Below are 20,993 nucleotides of genomic sequence, written 5' to 3'. Positions count from 1 at the left end.
GCGATATATCCGTACCGGGACGCAGGGCGCCATCAGTCGACCACGCGTCGAGGGACAGTACGGGGCCGCCGGTTCAGCGCTCGCGCAGCCCGGTGACCGTGTCGGGGATGTCGTGCAGGTGCGAGGCCTGCTCGGAGGGGCTGTTCCCACCGCCGGTGAAGGCCGATCCCTCGGAGCCGAAGTCCGGCAGCACGCCCTGGGCGAGGTCCGCCTGCCGCACGGCGGTGTCGGAGGCGCCGGGGGCGTTCTCGTCCACCCACAGCCGCTCCCCCGCCGCGTCGAGGTCGAAGATCTCCAGCGCGTGGTCCCCGCCGTCGGCCTGGAGGCGCTTGCGCAGCGCGGCGCGCACCGCGGGGTCCTTCGCCCGGTCGGCGCGGGTGCCGAACTCGGGGGCGACCAGCGCGTACGGGGCCTGGCGGCGCATGTATCCGCCGGCCGGTCCGTAGAGCACGTCGCGCAGTCCGCTCTTCATCGCCTGCGTCGCCGCGAGGCCCAGCAGCGGCACGACCATGAGCGCGAGGAGGGTGAGGAACACCCAGGTCAGGGCCGTCCCGGCGCCGAGCAGCGGGAGCAGGACCGCGGCGAGGACGGTCCCGGCGAGCGCCCAGCCCGCGCAGAGCCAGCCGGTCAGCGCGCACGCCCGCGCCTCCCACGGGTTCACACGGGCCCGGTGCGCCCACTCGGCGTAGGTGCGCTGGTCGCGCTCCTGCGCGCGGTGGCCGGAGGAGAGCTGGATCGCGAGCGCGGGGGCGAGCGCGCAGCCGGCCGCGACGAGCACGAGCAGGGGGAGGCCGACGGCGAGGTGCTGCCAGCGCAGCGGGGTCTCGACCTGGGACAGTCCCGTCGCAGACAGGGAGCTCCAGACGGTGACGAGGTCCGCGATGCCGAGCACCAGCCAGGAGGTCCCGGCCAGGGCGGGCAGCACCCAGGTCAGTGCCGAGCGCGCGATGAGGGCGAGCGCGGTGAGGGCGCCGCGGGGGCTCCTCGCCCCGTCGGCTGCGGGGGTGCCGGGGTTCGGCGGCAGGTGCCGGCGGTCCTGGGCGAGGTGCTGCCGGGCAGCGGCGCGTCGGCGCTCCGGGTCGGTGCCGATGCGCGCCTCGGTGTGCAGCACCTCGTGGGAGGTGATCCCGAGCAGCCGCGCGGCGGGCACGGTGCGGCGCACGAGCACCCAGGCGATTTCGAGGGCGACCAGCCCGGCGCACCACACGGACAGCGGGCCCGCGCCGAGCCCGGTCCAGGGCTGGGGCAGGCCGAGCACGACCGTCAGCGGCAGGGCGAGGACGGTGAGCACCGGCAGCGCGAGGAGCATCGCGGTGGTGCGATCCTCGACGCCGCGCTGGAACTGCGTCTCTGAGAGGAAGCGGCGGGGCTGCAGAGGCGCGACCAGGCGCGGCACCAGCAGCGCCCCGAGCAGGCTCAGCATCGTCGCGCCGGCCGGGAGCAGCAGGAACGCGGTCCACAGGCCCTCGGAGGTGAAGTTCAGGGCGCTCAACGCCTGGCGCAGGTAGGCCGGATCGCCGAGGCCGGCGAGGAGGGAGAAGAACCAGAAGGTCGGCGAGGCGCCGACGACGTACAGGGTCAGCAGCACGTACCAGAGGCCGAGCAGCACGAGCGCCGGCGCCCAGAGGCGACGCAGCAGGCTGCGGAGGATCTCGCGTCGGGACTCGACCATGATCTCCCCCGGCGAGACCAGGTGCGTCTCCTCCTCCGGCAGCCGCGGTGGCGACGGCAGGTCCGTCAGCGGCGGCAGCGTCCGGGAGTGGGGAGAGGTCATCACGGGAACCGGCGGCGCCTCAGACGGTGCGGCGGCCGAGGAACGCGCGGCCCAGGGTCATCTCGTCGGCGTAGTCGAGGTCGCCGCCGACGGGCAGCCCGGAGGCCAGGCGCGTGACGGTCAGCTCGAGAGGGCCGAGCAGGCGGGAGAGATAGGCGGCGGTGGCCTCGCCCTCGATGTTCGGGTCCAGCGCGAGGATGACCTCCTGGGTCTCCCCGGAGCCGAGGCGGCTCATCAGCTGGGTGATGCGCAGGTCGTTCGGGCCGACGCCGCCGATCGGGTCGATCGCACCGCCGAGCACGTGGTAGCGGCCCTTGAACTCGCGGATCTTCTCGATCGCGACGATGTCCTTGGACTCCTCGACCACGCAGATCACCTCGTCGCTGCGGCGCGGGTCGGTGCAGATGCGGCACTTCTCCTCCGCCGAGACGTTCCCGCAGATCTCGCAGAAGCGGACGGTGTCCTTGACCTGGACGAGCACCTCGGCGAGTCGGCGCACGGCGGCGTCGTCGGCGTCCAGCAGATGGAATGCGATCCGCTGCGCCGACTTGGGGCCGATGCCCGGCAGCTTGCCGAGCTCGTCGATGAGGTCCTGGACGATGCCTTCGTACACGCGTCTCACTCTAGTTCCCGGGGCCGACGTGCGGCGACGGCGCCGAGGTGGTGTGGATCGCGGCGCGCGGTGCCGAGCGCGGCGCTCGGACGGTCGGCCGCCGCCGAGCCGTCGCTCCTGAGAGGTCGGGCCGTCGTTCCTGGTGGACGAGGGCCCCGTTCGCGTCGGCGATCGATACGCTGACGATCCCGACCCACTCTCGATGCGGAGAACCATGGCCAGGCTTCCCGACGCCCTGCTCGACGCGGTGCAGGCGCGCGTGCTCGAGGGACTCGCCGACCTCGGCGCCTCCGACGCGCTGGTCGGCGAGATCGCACGCCGCGTGATCGCGTACCTGCGCAACACCTCCGAGACCACGGTGAGCGTGGAGGAGGACGGCACCACCTTCGTGATCACCGGCGACATCCCCGCGATGTGGCTGCGGGACTCCGCCGCGCAGCTGACGCCGCTGCTGCGGCTCGTGGCCGCCGGGGTGGGGGCCGACGAGGACCGCGCCGAGCTGGTCGCGCTGCTCGCCGGGCTGCTGCGCCGTCATTGGCAGTATCTCGAGATCGACCCGTACGCCAACGCCTTCAACCGCGCCCCGGACTCCTCCCACTGGGACGCGGACGAGACCGAGCGCGACAACCCCTGGGCGTGGGAGCGGAAGTTCGAGCTCGACTCCCTCTCCTACGGCCCCGACCTCGCCTGGCGGCTGTGGCGGGCGACCGGCGACACCTGCTGGGCCGACGAGCGCTTCCTGCCCGCGGCCCGCGCGATCCTCTCCACCGTCGGGACAGAGCAGCACCACGAGGAGCGTTCCGCGTACTTCTTCCGACGCTCCGGCGTGCCCGCCCAGGACACCCTCGCCCGGGAGGGGCGCGGCTCCCTGACCACGCCGAACGGTCTGGTGTGGGCGGGCTTCCGCCCCTCGGACGACGCCTGCGAGCTGGGCTACAACATCCCCGGCAACCACTTCCTCGCCCTCGCCCTGGAACGGCTCGCGGAGCTGCTGGAGCAGGTCGCGGACGCCCCGGCGGAAGCGGACGAGGCGCGGAAGCGGGCGGAGCAGATCCGTGCGGCGCTGGTCGAGCACGGCACGATCGAGGGGCCGACGGGCGAGCGGGTCTGGGCCTACGAGATCGACGGCCGCGGCGAGCACCGGTTCCTGGACGACGCGAACGTGCCGAGCCTGCTCGCCCTGCCGTATCTGGGCTGTGTGGCGCAGGATGATCCGCTGTACCTGGCCACCCGCGCCGCGGTGCTCTCGCGCAGCAACCCCTGCTACTACGAGGGGCTGTACCTCGAGGGCGTCGGCTCCCCGCACACCCCGAAGGACCATGTGTGGCCGATCGCGCTCGCGGTCGAGGGTCTGACCAGCGCGGAGCGCGGCGAGAAGCTGCGTCTGCTCGAGCTGATGATCCGCACGGACGGCGGGACCGGGATGATGCACGAGGGCGTGCACGTGGACGACCCGACGGTGTTCACGCGGGAGTGGTTCTCCTGGTCGAACTCGATGTTCTGCGAGCTGGCGCTGGATCTGGCCGGTGTCCTGCGAGACCGGTCCGGCACGCACGAGGGGGCGGGGTCCCGCGCCTGAGCCCCGGGCATGACGGGGATCCACCGCAGAGGGCGGCAGTCTCTGGCGGTGCTGGTGGCGTCCAGCCTGCCGCGATAGCGTCTGACCGGGCCGCCGCCATCCTGCTCGGCCCCCCGCCGACCGCGAACAGGACGAGTCCCGATGTCGCCGATGCCCGCCCCGTACGACGCCGCCGAGCCCGCCACCTCCTGCCGGATCACGGAGGCTCCCGAGGTCATGACCGCGGTCGTGGTCCAGCACGACTTCCCGATGTACGACACGCCCGCCCTGATGGACGGCACGTTCTCCCATCTCGCCGAGGCGCTGGCGGCGCTGGGCATCCGCCCGATCGGCCCCGCGTTCTCCCTGCACCACCGGGCGCCGGTCGCGGCGGCCGATCTCGAGGTGGGCTTCCCGGTGGACGCCCCGCTGACCGAGCCCCTCGAGCTGCCCAGCGGCTACGAGGTCAGCGGGTCGAGCATCCCGGGCGGTCGCATCGCCTGGATCTCGCACATCGGCCCCTACGGCGGCCTCGCGGAGAAGTGGGGCGCGTTCACCGAGCAGGTCGGGGAGTCGGATGAGCAGATGACGTACCCGTTCTGGGAGTTCTACGTCACCGAGCCGCATCCCGACATGAACCCGGCGAAGCTGCGCACGGACCTGTTCTCCCTGCTCGAGCCGCGCGGCTGAGCGACGTCCGGAAGGGCGCGCGCCGCTTCGGTGCTCGCCCGCTCAGACGGTCCGCTCTGCGGTGCCGGCTCCGCTCGGCGCAATCCGGCACAACCTGCATCGGCTCAGCGCGGGCTGTCCCGCGTGCGCCGGGTCAGCGCGGGCGGTTCTCGTCGATGACCTCGAGGACCCTGCCGCCGAGCATCTTCTCGATCACCTCGCGGCCGTTCCGGGTCGCGACGACGGCGTCCTCGTCGTCCCGGGTCGCGCCGCCGGTCGGGTCCGGATCGGCCTGCGGGGCCTGATCCGCCTGGCCTCGCCCTCCTCGCAGGCGCTGACCGGCGGTGCGGGACGCCATCGCGGCCTCGCGGACGAGCGCGGCACCGCTGCGCGGCGCGTCCGCCGAGGGCGGTGCGGCGGGTGCGGTGGTGGGAGCTGCGGCGGGCGGGGCCGACGGTGCCGCAGACGCCGACGGGGCTGATCCCGAGGCGGTGCCGGTGACCGACGCCGCGGCGCCCCAGGAGCTCGTCGCGCGTGCGGCGGCGGAGCCGTCCGCGCCGCCCGGCACGACCTGACCGGAAGGCTGAGCTGGGTCGTCGTGTGGGACGGCACGGCCGAGTCCGGCCGGCGGAGCGGTGTCCGGCGAGGTGGGTGAGGCGACCTCGGGGGCCGCGGTGAACCCGCGCGGCATGTCACCGCCCTGCGCGACGTCCTCCGGCTCCTGGACCGGCGCCTCGCCCGGTCCTGAGGCGGAGGCGTCCGCCCCCTGCGCGAGGTGCGCGGCGGGCAGCGAGCGGACCACGCGACCCTCCGCGAGGGCACGCTTGAGCGCGTTCTGGCCGAAGGTGCGGGGCTCCTCCGCCGGCAGCCTGTCGCGTCCCTCGTCCTCGACCTCGAGCGGCGGGCCCGCCGACGCGGACCCCGGTCGCGCCTCGCCAGGAGCATCGCCCGCTGGCGACGCCGTGGGCGCGGAGGCCCCGGGCGCGGACGGGGCCGACGGGGCGGCCGCCGCGGCGGATCGGGACGGAGCGGAGGGGGCGCCTGCTCCCGCGTTTCGGTCCTCGAGCGCCTCCGACCAGCGACCTCCGCCCTGCGCCGCGGTGGGCGGCTGGTGCTGCGCGGGCGGGCCGTGCTCCTCGGGGTCCGGCGGGTAGGGGTCGTCGGGCTCCGGCGGGAAGTCGTCGGACGGGGCGTAGGAGGGTCCGGCCGGAGCGTTCCTCGCGGCGCGCGCAGCGGCGGCCATAGCCCGTTCCGAGGCGCGCTGGCCGACAGACGCGGGCTCCTGCAGCTCGGGACTGTCAGGACCAGCAGGCGCCGCCGACTGTGCGACCGACGACGCAGCCGAAGGAGCTGGCGACGGCGCTGCGGAGCCCGGCACGGAGGGTGCGCGGGCGGGCGCCGGGTCGCGCGGCGCCATCGCGGAGGCGGCGTCTCCCCACGGCGCTCCCCCGGTCCGCGGGGCCTGGCCGCCGGACGGGTCCTCCGCGGTCGGACCACCGGAGGCTCCGCCTCCCTGTCCGCCCGGGCCGGGAGCGTCCTGCCCGACAGGGCCCTGCCCGCGGGGAGCCCAGTCGCCCGAACCGCCCCGACCTCCCGGGCCGCCGAAGTCGGCAGGGCCACCGGGGCCGGCGTTCCCCGGCCCGGCACCGCCAGGCGCGTTCCCGCCAGGACCTCTGCCGGCGGAGCCCGGACCTGCGGGGCCGCCTCCGCCGGGGCCTGCACCACCGGGGCCAGCGCTGCCGGGGCCGGGATCCTCCCCGACGACGGCGTCGACCATGACGTCGATGTGCATGATGCGTCGGACAGCGTCGGCGAGGTTCTCCGCCGCCGTGCCGCGGCGGAAGGCGCTCACGAGGCCCTCTGTGCGGAAACCGAGCACGAGGGTGCTGCCGTTCACGCCGTTGACGTGCGCGTTCTGTGAGATCAGAGCCCAACTCGGGCGGCGGATCTGCTGCAGCTCGTCGAGGATCGCGGACCAGTGCCCGCGCACTGCGTCGGCATCGATCCCGCCGCCCGCGGCGGGGGCACCCTGCGGCGCCGCCGGAGCGTTCTGCGGTGCTCCCGACGCGCCCTGCGGTGCGGGGCCCGCACCCTGCAGCGTGGACTGGCCACCCTGTGGTCCGGCCGGTCCACCTTGCGGAGCCGTCGGGCCCCCGTGCGGAGACGACGGACCGCCTTGCGGACCCGACGGGCCGCTCTGCGGCGCGGTCGGGGCGTCGGCGGATGACGGAGCCGTCGGTGCCGACGCGCCCCGGCCGCCGGGCTCCCCCTGCCCGCCCTGCGACTCTCGACGCTCTTCGCCCGAGGCCTGGCCGGCACCGGCACCAGCACCAGCACCAGCACCGGCGAGCGCGCCCCAGGAGGAGTCCTGGGCGGGTGCCGTCCGCGTCGGCTCGCCCTGCGGGCTCCCGCTCTGCGCGGCGGCCGGGGCGTCCTGCGTCGGGGCAGGCGGCGCACTGGGGGCAGCCGCCGGGGCGGGGCGCCCGCCGCCGCGTGCCTGACGGGCCGCCTCGGCGCGCTCCTGGGCGATCCGTCGGGCCTCCTCGCGGCCTCCCCCGCCGCCGACCGACGCGGCACCGGAGCGGTCCTGCGCGCCACGGCCTGCACCCGCACCGCCCTGTGGCGCTCCGCCCTGCGGAGCCGGGGCATCGGCCGCGGCGAGCGCCGCCCGCTCGTCCCGCAGCACCAGCCGGGCCGCGAGCAGCTCGAGGTGGAGACGCGGCGAGGTCGCGCCGCTCATGGTCGAGAGGGTCTCGTGGACCAGGTCGCCGCACTGCGAGAGATCGGCCGGGGCGAACTGCGCGGCCTGGCCGAGCATCCGCTCGAGCTCTCCGGCCGGGACCTGCGGGAGCAGATCGGCGCCCTTGTCCGGCACGGCGGCGAGCACGATCAGGTCCCGCATCCGCTCCAGCAGGTCCTCGACGAAGCGGCGCGGCTCGTGGCCGGTGGCGAGCACGTGCTCGACCGCGGAGTAGAGCGCGGCCGCGTCCCGCTCGGCGATGGCGGTGACCGCCTGGTCGAGCAGGGCCGTGTCGGTGAAGCCGAGCAGCGCGATCGCGGTGGGGAAGTCCAAGCCGTCCTCGCCGGCGCCGGCCATCAGCTGGTCCAGCACCGACATCGAGTCACGGGCGGAGCCGCCGCCGGCGCGCACGACCAGCGGCATCACGCCCTCGCCGACCTGGACGTCCTCCGCGGCGCAGACCTCCTCGAGGTAGGGGCCGAGCACCTGCGGCGGGATGAGCCGGAAGGGGTAGTGGTGGGTGCGGGAGCGGATGGTGCCGATGACCTTATCCGGCTCGGTGGTCGCGAAGACGAACTTCACATGGTCCGGCGGCTCCTCGACGAGCTTGAGCAGCGCGTTGAAGCCGGCGGAGGTGACCATGTGGGCCTCGTCGATGATGAACACCTTGAAGCGGTCCCGCACCGGGGCGAAGGAGGCGCGCTCGCGCAGCTCGCGGGCGTCGTCCACGCCGCCGTGACTGGCCGCGTCGATCTCGACCACGTCGAGCGAGCCGGCGCCGCCGCGGGCGAGGTCGCGGCAGGAGTCGCAGGTCCCGCAGGGGGTGTCCGTCGGCCCCTGCTCGCAGTTCAGGCAGCGGGCGAGGATGCGGGCGGAGGTCGTCTTGCCGCAGCCGCGAGGCCCCGAGAACAGGTAGGCATGACCGACCCGGCCCGCGCGCAGCGCACGCCTCAGGGGCGTGGTGACGTGGTCCTGGCCGATCACCTCGGCGAAGGACTCCGGGCGGTAACGACGGTACAGAGCGGTGGCCACTCCAACAGGCTAGTCGAGGCCACCCACGCTCTCCCACCGTCGCGAGGATCCTCGTGGAGAACCCCGCACTGTGGAGGAGACGTCACGGCTTCCCTCGTCGACGCCGGGCGGCGGTCACATCGCGGAGGTCTTCCAGCGCCGGGCGACAGCCGTCCGCCATCCGCCATCCGCCATCCGCCATCCGCCATACACCATCCGCCATCCGCCATCCGCCATCCGCCAGTACATCCGCTAACAGTCGTCGGTCATGCGACGCGCTGCGGCGACATTCCGGCACCGCACCGCATGGGTACTGCGGAAAACTGCGTACATCACGTACGTCATGTACGTGCTTTTCCACAACAGACACCGCGTGCGGAGCCGATACCCCCAGATGGCCGAGACTCCCCCTCAGAGAAACGACGGATACGGGGGATGAGCGGCATGGCAGAGAGTGCATGGGACGCAGAGGTGGAGGTGTCGGATCGCCTCGACGCGGCAGACGAGTCGAATCGGGACGACACAGCGGACGAGCCGGATCGGGCTGACGAGACGAGCACGGCGGGCACTGGCCGTGCGAGGTCCGCGAGTGACGCGGTCGGGACCCCACCTGACGGGCCGGCGATGGGCCCGCCTGCACTGACCGCGATCGAGGCTGCGGTCACCACGAAGATCGTGACCGCTTCGGAGTTCCGCACGAGGCTGAGCGAGCTCCTCGAGCTCTCGCACCGTCAGCCCGTCACGGTGATGAGCCGCGGAGCACGGGCGCGCGGCGTGCTGGTCTCCGCCGACTTCTTCGACCGCGCCTGCACCGCTCTCGGGGACGAGCCGTACGCGCGGCCCCCGCGCACCCGACTCGAGGAGATCATGGCGGAGAACAGGCAGTTCCTCGAGTTCCTCTGACCAGGTCGCCGGACCTGCCTGCACGGTCCGGACGGGATTCAGCTCTGCGTGCTTCGCTCACCCGCGGACCGATCGTCGTCCTCGACCTCCGACGGCGACGGCCCCGAGGGCTCTGCGCCGTGGTCACCGTCTGCGACGTGCGCTCGGCTCCTCGGCGCGGCGTCCGCTTCCGCGCTTCTCGGCGTCTCGGCATCCGCCCCGTCCGCGGCGCCCGAATCTGCACCGCCCGTCCTCGCGGCATGCGCTCCGGCGTCGTCGTCTGAACCCGCGCCCCTGTCCGAACCCGTGCCGCTCGACGTCGCCGCGAGCTTCTCCCGGCGCGTACGCAGGGCGCGGTGGGTCGCCGTGAACACGGCGATGACGACGATCACCGGCACCAGCACGTCCACCAGCCAGCCGGGCACGGAGAACGGCAACCCGATCTCCGGCAGCAGGTCCAGCAGCCAGCGCACGGCGTCGCCGATCGGGCGGAGGATCGCGGCGATCAGCTCCTGGATCGGACTCAGCAGGGCGTCGAGGAACTCCCGCACCGGTCGCGTGACCTCTCCGATCCAGTCCCGGATCGGCTGGGTGGCTTGGGCGACCGCGGCGACGACGGGCCGGATCCGCGCCTCGATCCACTCCTCGACCGGGTCGAGCAGCCCGCCGAACAGCGCACCGAGGCCCAGCAGCGGGATGAGGAACTTCGCCGCCTTCGCCAGCGCCGCGATCAGCGCATAGCGGGTGGGGTGGGCGGTGCGCTTCTCGTCGCGCAGGGCCGACGGGGACCCCTCGGTCGGGACGAGCAGAGTTGTCCGGAACCCGTGCCGGACCTCGACCTCGCCGGCGCCGCCGAGTCCCGCGGTGCGGATCGTGAGCACCTCGCAGTCCTTGATCTCGCCGTCCTCGCGGCAGCGGCGCACGGTGCAGCGCAGCGTGGAGAACTCCTCGTCGAGGCCGAACTGCAGGTCGTCGTCGGCCGCGTTGTCATCAATCGCATCGTCGCGGGTCGCGTCGTCGCCGGTCGCGTCGTCGTCGCTCGCCTCGCGCTTCTCCCCGGCCTTCCGTGCCTTCTCCTCGGCCTTGGGATCGTGCTCGATCCCGTCGATGACCACGGTGAAGGAGGTGTCCAGCAGGCGATGGCGGACGCGGACGAGATAGTCGTGCTCGCCGGCACGGCCGCTGTACTCGACGTCGGCGGCGAAGCGGGTCGCCGGATGCTCGCCGAAGGGGGCCTCCTCCTTGACGGCGTCGGTCCTCCTGTCGCGCCCATCGGCCGCGCCGTCCACCCCGCCGGTTCCGTCGGCCCCGTCGACGGCACTGTGCGTCCCGTCCGTGCCCTCGGGCGTCCCGGCGGTGCCGTCCTCCACACCGGCAGCACTCGTCAGCGCCTCGTCCGGGGAGGCGGGATCGGCGTGGTCCACAGGTGTGCGAGACATGGTTCCAGCGTGCCAGGCCTGCTCGCGACCGACATCCTCCGCACGTCGGTTCCCGCCTTCTCGAGGTCCTCCGATCGGCCGAGGGCCGCACGGCTCCTGCCGATCCACCGACGGCGGCGTTCCCTCCGGTCGGCCGGGCCCTCACGGCTCCGCCGCAGCGCCGTCCCCGGGCACGCATCGCTCGGCCCCTCACCCCCTCCAGCGCCTGGCAGCAGCACACAACCCCATAGCTGCGCTAATGTGACCGCATAGCAATATAGTTGAACTTGGGAGCATGGGCGCGTAGCGTCCCGCTCGTGAGCACATCAACCACCTCCTCCTCGGCCTCGACGCGGTCGCGCAACCCGCTGACCGCGATCACCCGCATCCCCTTCGGCTGGCAGGTCCTGATCGGCCTCGTCCTCGGCATCGTCCTCGGCCTCGTCGCCGCCCAGATGGGCCCGGTCGCCGAGACCGAGGCGAACCCCGACGGCGCGAACTGGCTGACCACAACGCTGGACACCATCGGCACGATCTTCGTGACGCTGCTGAAGGCGCTGGTCCCGCCGCTGATCTTCCTCGCGATCGTCACCTCGATCGCGAACCTCCGCGGCGTCACGAACGCCGCGCGTCTGGCCGGCAAGACCCTGCTGTGGTTCGGGATCACCTCCCTGATCGCCGTGTCGATCGGCATCGCCCTCGGCGTGCTGACCACCCCCGGCGCGAACTCGCAGGTCTCCGCGGACTCCGCCGAGGCCTCCTCCACCCAGGGCGGCTGGCTCGACTTCCTCACCGGCCTGGTCCCCTCGAACTTCCTGGGCATCACCGGCTCGGCCGGCGACGACGGCTCCGTCTCCCTGAGCTTCAACGCCCTGCAGATCCTCGTCATCTCGATCGCCGTCGGCATCGCCGTGCTCTCCGTCGGCGAGAAGGCCGAGCCCTTCCTGAAGGTCACCGGCTCCGCGCTGGAGATCGTCCAGAAGCTGCTGTGGTGGGTCATCCGCCTCGCCCCGATCGGCACCATCGGCCTGCTCGGCAACGCCGTGGCCTCCTACGGCTGGGATGCGATCGGCCAGCTCGGCGTGTTCACCCTCGCCGTCTACGTGGGCATGCTGATCGTGCTGCTGGTCGTCTACCCGATCCTGCTGAAGGTCAACGGCCTGTCCATCGGCTCCTTCTTCCGCGGCGTGTGGCCGGCGACCTCGCTCGGCTTCGTCTCCCGCTCCTCGCTGGGCACCATGCCGATGACCCAGACCGTCACCGAGCGCATGGGCGTCCCGCGCCACTACGCCTCCTTCGCGATCCCGCTGGGCGCGACCACGAAGATGGACGGCTGCGCCGCGATCTACCCCTCGCTCGCCGCGATCTTCGTCGCGAACTTCTACGGCGTGCCGCTGGGCATCACCGACTACCTGCTGATCGTGCTCGTCTCCGTGCTCGGTTCCGCCGCGACCGCCGGCATGACCGGTGCGACCGTGATGCTCACCCTGACCCTGTCCACCCTGGGCCTCCCGCTCGAGGGCGTGGGCCTGCTGCTCGCGATCGACCCGATCCTCGACATGGGCCGCACCGCCCTGAACGTCACCGGGCAGTCGCTGGTGGGCGTGATCGTCGCCAAGCGCGAGAAGATCCTGGACCAGGACACCTACGCCGCTGCCGCCCGCACCTCCTTCCAGGCCATCCAGGCCGAGCAGAAGGCGGAGGCCGACGCGGCCGACGATGCTGAGCGCACGGAGCCCGACGACGCCGACGCCTCGGCCGGCTCTCACCAGACGGCCGGCGCCCGCGCCTGACCCATGCCGCGCCTGCACCGCCGGCGCACACTTTCGAGTCCCTGGCGTGACCTCAGCGCCCTCTGGCAGCTGAGGTCACGCCAGGGACTCCTTTGTTGTCAGGGGCGCTCAGGCCCGACGACGCCTGACCAGGGCGATCCCGGCACCGGTGAGGGCCAGTGCCAGGGCGGCGAGTCCCGCCGCCTCCACGCCCGTGCGGGCGAGCGATCCGTCGCTGACGGCACCGTCCTTCGCCTGCTCCTCGCCGGCCCTGTCCTCGGCGTTGCCGGCTCCGGTCGCACCGGAACCGCCGGCTGCTGCCGAGCGCTCGGAGCCGACGGCACCGGAGTCAGCATCGCCGGGATCGGACGCACCGGAGTCCGTCGCTCCGGAACCGGTCGCGCCCGGAGAGCCCGCGCCGTCCCCCTCGGCACCGTCCGCGCCGCCGCTCCCGCCAGGGCCGTCACCGGCGCCAGGCACGTAGGAGCCGCCGTTCCCGTCGGAGCCCTCCGAGCCGCCCGCGTTCCCGGAGCCGTCACCGGCACCCGGGGCCTGGCCGCCGCCACCCGGCTCGCCGGAGCCGTCGTCTCCGGAGCCGCCCTCGCTGCCGGAGCCGCCGTCGGCCCCGTCCCCGCCGTCGCCCGGTGTGCCGCCCTCGCAGCCAGCCGCGTCGCCGGTCAGCGTCAGCTCACGCACCTCGGAGCGGGCGATGCCACCGTGAGGGTCGGTGACGCGCACGTACCAGGAGTGGGTCCCGGCGCCGAGCACCGCGGAGTCCGCCTCGACGGTCTCGCCCGAGGCGACGTCCTGGACCTGCGCGAACTCCTCGGAGGAGAGCACGTCGGCGCGGAAGGCGTCGGTGGTGAGCTCCTTGTCGGCCGGCTCGATGCCGAGCTGCGCGTAGGAGACCTCGAAGTCCTGGTCCTCAGGGGTCAGGGTCGCGTCGTCGCTCGAGTACTGCTCGAGCGAGGGAGAGAAGGTGCGCACCATCATCCGCTCCCCCTCGTTGTCGAAGTGCAGTAGGCGCAGGAAGCCCTGACCTCCCTCCGGCAGGCCCTGGTAGTCGAACAGCATCTGCGTGACCTCGCGGTCCGCGGTGCCGTCACCGTCGTCGTCGAAGGAGTCCACGCGGGTGTGGGCGTCGTGGTAGTGCCCGCTCATCACCATGGACACGTTCGGGTTCGTGGCCACGACCTCGTCCTGGATCCGCTGCGGGATCGGGCCGAGACCGCCGGTGGTCAGCATGTACTCGTGGAGGTTGATGATCGCGGTGCGCTCCGGGTACTGGGCGAGCACCTCGTTCATCCAGTCGATCTCGGCATCGCCCGGACCCCAGCCCTGGGAGACCACGATGAAGTCGACGCCGCCGGCGCTGAACAGGGTGTAGGAGCCGCGGTTGTCCTCGTAGAACCCGCCGTACCAGGGGTTGTCCTCAAAGCGGTGCTTGCCGAAGTGCGTCGAGTACTCGGTGTAGTCGCCGTCCATGTGGCCGACGTCGTGGTTGCCGGCGAGCACGTTGTAGGGCAGGCCCGCCTCGTCGAGCTGGGCGTAGGCGGGGTTCGCGTTCGCCCACTGCTCGGGCTTGTCGGACTCGTCCACGATGTCGCCGGTGTGGAAGAGGTACTGCAGGTTCATCGGCTCGCGCTGCTCGAGCAGGAACTCGTGGATGTTCAGCTGGTGCTCGTAGAACTCCTCGTTGTAGTACTGGGTGTCGGACTCCCAGGCCAGCGTGAAGTCGTACTCCGAGCGGTCGGTCGCCTCCGGATGGTGCGGGGCGGTCGCGTCGCCGCGGGAGGAGAGGTCTCCCCGGACCAGCCCACGGAGTGCTGGACGACGGCGCGCAGCTGACCGCCGGAGACGTGACCGGCGGCGGGGACCACCTCGTCGAAGGCGACGGAGCCGTCCTCGGCGGCGAAGGCGTGGGCGACCTCGATGAGCTGGCCGCCGGCGGTCTCCTCGACCAGCAGCCGCACCCGTGCGCCGGGATCGGCGCTCCCCTCCCAGGTCACATGCACCTCGGCGTCCTCTCCCGCCCCCTCGGGGACGTCGACGGCGAACTCGTGGAAGGGCAGGGCGTCCTCGGAGGCGGTGGTCTGCCCACCGGTGAGCGCCTCGCCCTCGCGCTCGGCGGCGTCGGCGTCGCGCACCTCGCCGGCGGTGCCCGCGACGGTCCCGTCGGTCAGAGATGCGCTGGTACCGGCGCGGAAGGAGACGTCCATCCGGTCGCCCGACGGGTCGGTGACGCGGGCGGAGAGCTCGGGCGCCTCGCACACCGGCACGCTCAGGCCGTCCTCGGTGAGGAGGGTCGCGGTCGGGTCCTCGACGGGGATGGTGAAGGCGAGGGTGCGCGTCGCCTCGTTGCCGAGCTCGTCGGCCGCGGTGATCTCCAGGGTGTGCTCGCCCGGGTCGAGGGTGAGGGAGGAGAGCTCCTCGCCCGGCTGGACCTCCTCGCCGTCCAGCAGCACGGTGAGGGAGGCGAGGCCGCTGCCTGCATCCTCCGCACTCACGTCCAGGGAGAAGCGGCCCTGGTAGTCGGCGCCGTCCTCGATCCCGGTGCTGATGGTCGGGGCGGTGTTGTCGACGAGCACGGTGCGCTCGACGCGGTTCCCGTCCCCGTCGGCGCCGACCAGCACGTGCTCGCCGTCGGCGACGGCGGTGGTGTCCCAGGCGACGGCCTGCGCGGTGAAGGCGTCCTCGGGTATCTCGAAGACGGCGTCGTAGAGGTCGTGCTTGCCGGCCGAGTCGCCCATCGCGATGATCTCGGCGGGGTCGACCCCGTCGACAGGTCGGAGGGTGCGGCCATCGGGCAGGATCAGGCGCAGGTTGCGGATCGAGAAGTCGTCGTTGTTCTCGTTCTCGTCGATGCCGGGATACGCCTTGGTGCCGGCGGCGACCGTGACGGTGAGCGGCTCGCCGCGCGTCACGTGCTGCAGCGGCACCTCGGCGTCGTGGCCGGTCCAGTTCGCGTAGGTGCCCTCGTCGAAGATCGAGATGACCTCGTCGCCCTCCAGCACGCCGTTGCGGAAGAAGGTGTCGGTCTGGGAGACGTCCATCGCGAAGACCGGTGCGGCCTCGAGCGCGGGGACGACGTCGCTGCGCTCGGTCCCATCGATGCTCACCGTCGCCTCGGCCGGGTACCGGTCGCCGGCCACCGAGACGGAGGTGGTGCCGGAGACGTACTGGCCCTCGGCGAGGTTCATGCGCAGCGCGGCCGCGTCCACGCCGGTCAGCGCCACGCGGGTGGGCTCGGTGCGGGTCTCGTGGGTGCCGTCGGAGGCGACGAGGTAGTACTCGAACCAGCGCTTGCCGGTGAGGTCCGCGGCGGGGATGGCGTGGTCGAAGCGGTCGCCCTCGGTGCGGCGCACGGTGATCGGGGTGAACTCGTCCTCGGCGCTGGAGCGGAGGTGGAGGGTGACGGTGCGGGCCTGCACGTCATCGGTGACCTCGTGGCTGATCACGGCATCGGCCGACGGGTCCAGCTCCGCTGGGCTGAGGTCGCGGACCTCGGGCGCCTGCGTATCGGCGGGGACGTCCACGAGTGCGGCGGGGACCTGGGAGGGGTCGACCGCGCCGGGGGTGGCCGGGGCGAGGCCGGTCCTCTCCGCGCGGGAGAAGTCGGGCTGCGCGCCGTCGGCGCCGTCGCCGGTGCGGTACTGGATGCCCTGGTCGGGCTGGGTGTCGTCGGCGCCGGAGAGGTTGTAGAAGGCGCGGTGGACGCTGTCGCCGGCGCGGGTGCGGATCTCCAGCCCGCGCCCGGAGCCGTTGGCCATCCCGGCGGTGGGGGTCTCGACGAGGTGCAGCGAGGCGGGGTCCGCGCCGTAGTTCGCGGCGAAGTCCTCGGCGGTGGCGGCGTCGTTGGAGCCGTTCCGCACCCAGATCACGAGGGTGCCGCCGGGCTCGATCACGGCGTCCGACGGGCTGAGCGGCCAGTCCGCGGCGTTGGTGATCGACTCGCCGTCGGCGGTGTAGAGGTAGCGCAGCTCGTAGTCCGCCATCGAGATCGGGGCGGTGGTCGCGTTGTACAGCTCGATGAACTCGTAGCCGTCGGCGCCGTCGATGTTGGTGGAGTCGGGGACCAGCTCGGTGATCTGCAGGTGGCCGACGAGGGAGTCGGCGGGCGGTGCGGCCGGCGGGTCCACGGGCTCGGCGGGCTGCTCGGGCTCGGCGGGCTCTTCCGGCTGCTCGGGCTGCTCGGGCTCGGCGGGCGTGAGCTGGGAGGGGTCGACGGCGCCCGGGGTGGGGGCGGCAGCGCTCGCGAACAGGGTCGCGGAGAGCGAATCGGCGGCGGGGAGTGCGAAGTGGGCACTGAGGTCCTGGCCGACGGAGCCGGCGGAGTAGAAGCTCCGGGAGACCTCGGCGCCGGCGCGGTCGAGCACGCGCACGCCGCGGCCGCCGCCGTTGGCCATGCCGGGCTGGCCGGTCACGCGCACGACGGGGACGTCCTCGGCGGCGCCCCAGTGGGTGCGGAACTCCTCCACGGTGCGGGCGAAGGAGTCCAGGTCCTTCGCCTCGTAGCTCAGCCACAGCACGAGCGAGTCGCCGGGGGCGATCTCGACCGTCTCCTCGAGGGTGAGCGGGACGTCGCGGGCCGTATCGGCGCTGTCGGCGTAGATGTAGCTCAGCGAGTGGCCGTCCTCGCCGCCGACGACGACCGGCTCGGTCGAGGTGTTGGTGAGCTCGACGAACTCGAACTCGTCGGCCCCGACGGTGTCCGGTGCGATCTCGGTGACCAGCAGCGGTCCGCCGGGGACGGGAGCGGCCTGCGCAGCGGGGATCGTGCTGCCGGCGAGGGCGCCGAGCGGTCCGGTCAGCGGCAGGACGGCGGGGCCGAGGGCGAGGGCGGTGCCGGCGAGCAGGGCGATGCCGGCGCGGCACAGCGGCGGGGAGCTGGGAGTGGGCATGGTGTCCGTTCTCATCGTGGGGAGCACTGTGTGGGAGCGCTCCCATAAGTACGTGGCGAAGGCGAACGGCGCATGACGCGAGGGTGTCCTGGACTCGGCGCGACCATTGCGGACCGGTCTCGATCCGGTCATCGGTGACTCCGCGCACCCCACCTGCCCCCTCCCTGGTCACGCCCCCGCGTCCCGCATAGGATCGATGCGTTCCCCACCCGCTCCGGCGGGTTCCCGGGTGCATCTACCTCGGATCCACGACGTGGATCGTCCAAGGCGGCACCACCGTCATGGAGGTTCGATGACCACGCCGCACACCGCCCCGCAGTTCCGCGCCGACGACGCCCGGCCCGTCGACGGCCCGACCCGGGGCATCCCCGCTCCCACCACGCTGCGCCGCGAGGCGGGCAGCGCCTACTTCCCCATCGCGTTCATCGCCCGCTTCCCCTTCGCGATGATGATCGTGGGCACCCTGACCCTGGTCGTCGCCGCGCGCGACTCGATCGCGCTGGGCGGGCTGAACTCGGCCGTGCTCGGCCTCGGCTCCGCGCTGGTGGGTCCGCTGCTGGGCGCCGCCGCGGACCGCTTCGGCCAGCGCCGCGTGATCCTGGTGGCCGGGATCGTGAACTCGCTGGCGCTGATGGGCCTGGCCTGGGTGGCCTTCAGCCCGCTGCCCGATGTCGCGGTGCTCGCCGTCGGCTTCGTGATCGGTGCGTCCTCCCCGCAGATCGGCCCGTTCTCCCGCACCCGCCTGGTGCACCTGATCCTCACCCGCCTGCCGGTCGCGCGCCGGGCGAAGAGCCTCAACGCCACGATGGGCTACGAGTCCGCGGCCGACGAGACCGCCTTCATGTTCGGCCCCGTGGTGGTGGGCCTGCTGGCCACCACGATGTCCCCGGCGGCGCCGATGATCGGCGCGGCCCTCCTGACCCTCGTGTTCGTCACCGCCTTCGCGCTGCATCCCACCGCGCGCGCCTCCGCGCCCAGCAGCGAGTCGCCGACCGAGCAGGCGCCCGCCGCGGAGCTGCGCACCGCGCGGGTGCTCGTGCTGGTCGCCGGGGCGCTCGGCGTCGGCCTGTTCTTCGGCACGGTGCTGACCTCGCTGACGGCCTTCCTCGACACCCGCGGCGCCGGCGACTCCGCAGGCCTGGTCTACGGGGTGATGGGCGTCGGCTCGACGATCCTGGCGCTGTCGATCTCGCTGTTCCCGGAGGCTTTCCGCCGCTCCCACCGCTGGCTGGTGTTCTCCGCGCTGATGCTCGCCTCGATGGTCGCCTTCGGCCTCGCCGGCGGGCTGTGGGGCCTGGTCGGGGCGATGGCCGTGGCGGGCATCGGCATCGGGCCGACGATCGTGACGATCTACAGCCTCGCCGCGGACCGCGCCCCGCAGGGCCGCTCGGCGACGCTGATGTCGATGCTCGGCTCGGCCACGATCGTCGGCCAGTCCGCGACCTCGGCGCTGACCGGCGCGGTCGCGGACGGCGTCGGGGCCGAGGCTGCGATGTGGCTGCCGACCGGAGCGGCGGCGTTCGTGGTCCTCGCCGCGCTGGTCAACGCAGCGCTCGGCGACCCCCGTGCCGCGGTCCCGTCGGCCCCGACCGTGGAGGAGCGGGCGAGCACCCTGGAGGAGCATCCGGCCGAGCATCTGTGAGCCTGCGCTGGGGCCCTCACCCCAGCAGCGGCATGATCCAGATGACCTCAATCGCCTCGACGATCGCGATGATCAGCAGAAGGGCGGCGATGACTGGATAGAGCCGCAGCATGTCCGCGACCCCGGCGCGATATCCCGCCCCCGCCGACGGGAGCTCGAGACGCCGGTGCCCGAACGTCGTGCGCCACAGCACCACGGTCCCCAGCGCCGTGAGGACATAGGCCTGCATCTCGATCACCAGCACGATCAGGTGGGGCAGGAGAGCGATCGCCTCACCGGGCGTCGTCGGGGTGAGCCAGACGCCGTTCATGCCGGTGCGCAGGACCGTCAGCACGACGCCCACGTACGGGATCAGCAGGGAGGGCAGCGTGGTGGTGAGCACGGCGGCGAACAGCAGGTTCGCCAGGAACGTGCCCACCGCCGCCGCCAGCACGTCGCCGTCGGTGTACGCCTCGGTCACGAGCGACAGGATCGGGAGGCCGCCGAAGGTCTCGACGTCCTGCGCAGCGCGTCCGCGCAGCCCGGGCAGCAGCAGGGTCATCACCGCCGACGCCACGAGGACGTCGTAGACGGCGAGGTTCAGCAGGAGGTAGGTCCTCCAGTGGTCGTGGAGGACGGTGCGGGCGTTCAGCCAGATCCTCATCGGCTGCTCCTTCCGGGAGCGGTGGTGGGCGACGGCGACGGGTGGGCACCGGCGCCGTCCGGTCGGGGACGCCGCGGCGAGGGATGCGCGCCAGGGTCCCCCAGGCGGCGCAGGCGCGGCGAGAGGAGCGTGGCGAGCGCCGCGAGGATCCACAGACCGGCCAGGACGGCGGTGGCGAGCGGGAGCCCGCCGAGCTCGATCAGCACGGAGGCCAGGCCGATCCCTCCGGCGGGGACCAGGGTCATCAGTGTGTTCTGGGCACCCAGCACCCTGCCCCGCCGGGCATCCAGGACGTTCTCGACGAACGCCAGGCCGATGACGGCGTTCATGCATCCTCCACCGAGGCCGATCACGGCCGCACCGAGGAAGACCGACCAGGTGGGACCCAGGACCGCGATCAGCACGACGCCGGTCGCGACGAGGACGAGCCCGGCGAGGAACCATCGGCGGTGCGGGATGCGGTGCCCGAGGGCGGCGAAGCAGCCCCCTCCTAGCAGCAGTCCGACGGCGAGCGCGCTGAGCACGAAGCCGACCAGCCCCGGCTCGCCCCGGAACGCGAAGTGGACGGGGACGACCATTCCCTGGGTGGCGGCGAGCACGACGGCCAGCACGAGCTGCAGCAGGACCAGCCCGCGCAGCAGCGGCGCGCGGAGGATCACGCCGAGGCCGGCGAAGATCGACGCGGGGGCGGGCGCGGACGCGGGATCGTCGGCGCGCCCGTCGCGCGCGACGGCCGCGGTCGCTGTCCGTGGGATCACGAGCGTGAGCAGGGCGGCCAGCGCTGCGAGCCCCGCGGTGAACCACAGCACCGTGACCGGCTGGAGCGCGGCGACGAGGATCCCGGCGACGGCGGGGCCGATCAGCAGCGCCACCCCCGACATCGACTCGCGCACACCGATGAGCCGGGAGGCGCCCACGCCCGCGGAGCGGGCGATCGCCGGCAGCATCGCCTCCCTCGCGGTGATCCCCGGGACGTCCCCGAAGGAGTTCAGCACGGCGGCGGCGATGAACCAGCCCAGCTCGAGCCCGACCGTGAGATGCACGATCGGCAGGACGAGCAGGGCGAGCGCGGAGATGACGTCGGCGAGGATCGCAACGGCGCGTCGGTCGAAGCGGTCCACGAGCGAACCCATGAGCAGCCCCGCGAAGGCGGCCGGCACCGCGGCGGCCATCGCGACGACGCCCGCTCCGAGCGGGCTGCCGGTGGTGAACAGCACCAGCAGGGGCAGGGCGATCGCGGTGATCGAGTTGCCCAGCAGCGAGGTGCCGTAGGAGGCCAGGTAGAACCGGATGATGCGTCTCATGGAGACCATTGCGGACCATGACGTCGCGTCAGGGTCAAGGCTCCTGTGCCGGACCGCGCCCTGCGC

13 protein-coding genes are annotated in these 20,993 nt (G+C 73.2%); 5 read left to right on the top strand and 8 right to left on the bottom strand.

The window, feature by feature from the left end; genetic code table 11:
• Positions 1–73: 73 nt before the first annotated feature.
• Positions 74–1,774 carry a hypothetical protein gene (locus tag RBL05_RS12020; protein ID WP_308739269.1) on the bottom strand — a complete coding sequence of 567 codons (1,701 nt, stop codon included), beginning with the start codon at positions 1,772–1,774 and terminating at the stop codon, positions 74–76.
• 19 nt (positions 1,775–1,793) lie between these two features.
• Positions 1,794–2,387 (bottom strand): recombination mediator RecR, encoded by a 594-nt coding sequence (gene recR, locus RBL05_RS12015; RefSeq protein ID WP_010549346.1) that lies wholly within the window; start codon positions 2,385–2,387, stop codon positions 1,794–1,796.
• A gap of 214 nt (positions 2,388–2,601) precedes the next feature.
• Between recR and RBL05_RS12010 the strand changes: the two genes are divergently transcribed.
• Together RBL05_RS12010 and RBL05_RS12005 are read left to right on the top strand one after the other, a co-directional pair.
• Positions 2,602–3,966, top strand: a complete 1,365-nt coding sequence (locus tag RBL05_RS12010; RefSeq protein ID WP_308739270.1) for a glycoside hydrolase family 125 protein — start codon at positions 2,602–2,604, stop codon at positions 3,964–3,966.
• Between the two features lie 141 nt (positions 3,967–4,107).
• On the top strand, positions 4,108–4,635 hold the full coding sequence (locus tag RBL05_RS12005; RefSeq protein ID WP_308739271.1) for a GyrI-like domain-containing protein: 528 nt from the start codon (positions 4,108–4,110) through the stop codon (positions 4,633–4,635).
• A 133-nt stretch (positions 4,636–4,768) separates the two neighbouring features.
• Here RBL05_RS12005 and RBL05_RS12000 read toward each other — a convergent pair whose 3' ends face one another.
• Positions 4,769–8,386 carry a DNA polymerase III subunit gamma and tau gene (locus RBL05_RS12000; RefSeq protein ID WP_308739272.1) on the bottom strand — a complete coding sequence of 1,206 codons (3,618 nt, stop codon included), beginning with the start codon at positions 8,384–8,386 and terminating at the stop codon, positions 4,769–4,771.
• A gap of 603 nt (positions 8,387–8,989) precedes the next feature.
• Here RBL05_RS12000 and RBL05_RS11995 point away from each other — a divergent pair.
• A complete protein-coding gene (locus RBL05_RS11995) occupies positions 8,990–9,268 on the top strand; it encodes a type II toxin-antitoxin system prevent-host-death family antitoxin (RefSeq protein WP_156488554.1) in 279 nt (92 codons plus the stop codon).
• Between the two features lie 38 nt (positions 9,269–9,306).
• On the opposite strand, the gene RBL05_RS11990 is transcribed toward RBL05_RS11995, so the two are convergent.
• Positions 9,307–10,686, bottom strand: a complete 1,380-nt coding sequence (locus tag RBL05_RS11990) for a hypothetical protein (protein ID WP_308739273.1) — start codon at positions 10,684–10,686, stop codon at positions 9,307–9,309.
• Positions 10,687–10,982: 296 nt separating this feature from the next.
• Here RBL05_RS11990 and RBL05_RS11985 point away from each other — a divergent pair, with 296 nt between their 5' ends.
• The gene (locus RBL05_RS11985; RefSeq protein ID WP_308739274.1) at positions 10,983–12,458 is read left to right on the top strand and encodes a dicarboxylate/amino acid:cation symporter; all 1,476 of its coding nucleotides are present in this window, start codon (positions 10,983–10,985) and stop codon (positions 12,456–12,458) included.
• A gap of 108 nt (positions 12,459–12,566) precedes the next feature.
• Here RBL05_RS11985 and RBL05_RS11980 read toward each other — a convergent pair whose 3' ends face one another.
• Together RBL05_RS11980 and RBL05_RS11975 are read right to left on the bottom strand one after the other, a co-directional pair.
• Positions 12,567–14,072, bottom strand: coding sequence for a metallophosphoesterase (locus tag RBL05_RS11980; RefSeq protein ID WP_318603655.1), 1,506 nt, complete (start codon positions 14,070–14,072; stop codon positions 12,567–12,569).
• A 35-nt stretch (positions 14,073–14,107) separates the two neighbouring features.
• On the bottom strand, positions 14,108–17,338 hold the full coding sequence (locus tag RBL05_RS11975; RefSeq protein WP_318603654.1) for a lamin tail domain-containing protein: 3,231 nt from the start codon (positions 17,336–17,338) through the stop codon (positions 14,108–14,110).
• A gap of 292 nt (positions 17,339–17,630) precedes the next feature.
• Here RBL05_RS11975 and RBL05_RS11970 point away from each other — a divergent pair, with 292 nt between their 5' ends.
• Positions 17,631–18,980 (top strand): MFS transporter, encoded by a 1,350-nt coding sequence (locus tag RBL05_RS11970; protein ID WP_308739276.1) that lies wholly within the window; start codon positions 17,631–17,633, stop codon positions 18,978–18,980.
• Between the two features lie 16 nt (positions 18,981–18,996).
• On the opposite strand, the gene RBL05_RS11965 is transcribed toward RBL05_RS11970, so the two are convergent.
• Positions 18,997–19,623: a hypothetical protein gene (locus RBL05_RS11965; protein ID WP_308739277.1), complete on the bottom strand. Its 627-nt coding sequence runs from the start codon at positions 19,621–19,623 to the stop codon at positions 18,997–18,999.
• A complete protein-coding gene (locus RBL05_RS11960; RefSeq protein ID WP_308739278.1) occupies positions 19,620–20,927 on the bottom strand; it encodes an MFS transporter in 1,308 nt (435 codons plus the stop codon). Before RBL05_RS11960 ends, RBL05_RS11965 begins: the two co-directional genes overlap by 4 nt.
• Between the last annotated feature and the right edge of the window lie 66 nt (positions 20,928–20,993).

The sequence above is a fragment of the Brachybacterium sp. GU-2 genome (assembly GCF_030866705.2).
In the GTDB taxonomy this organism is placed as follows: domain Bacteria; phylum Actinomycetota; class Actinomycetes; order Actinomycetales; family Dermabacteraceae; genus Brachybacterium; species Brachybacterium conglomeratum.
The sequence above is the reverse complement of the archived record's forward strand: the minus strand, read 5'-3'. Positions and strand labels throughout refer to the sequence as shown.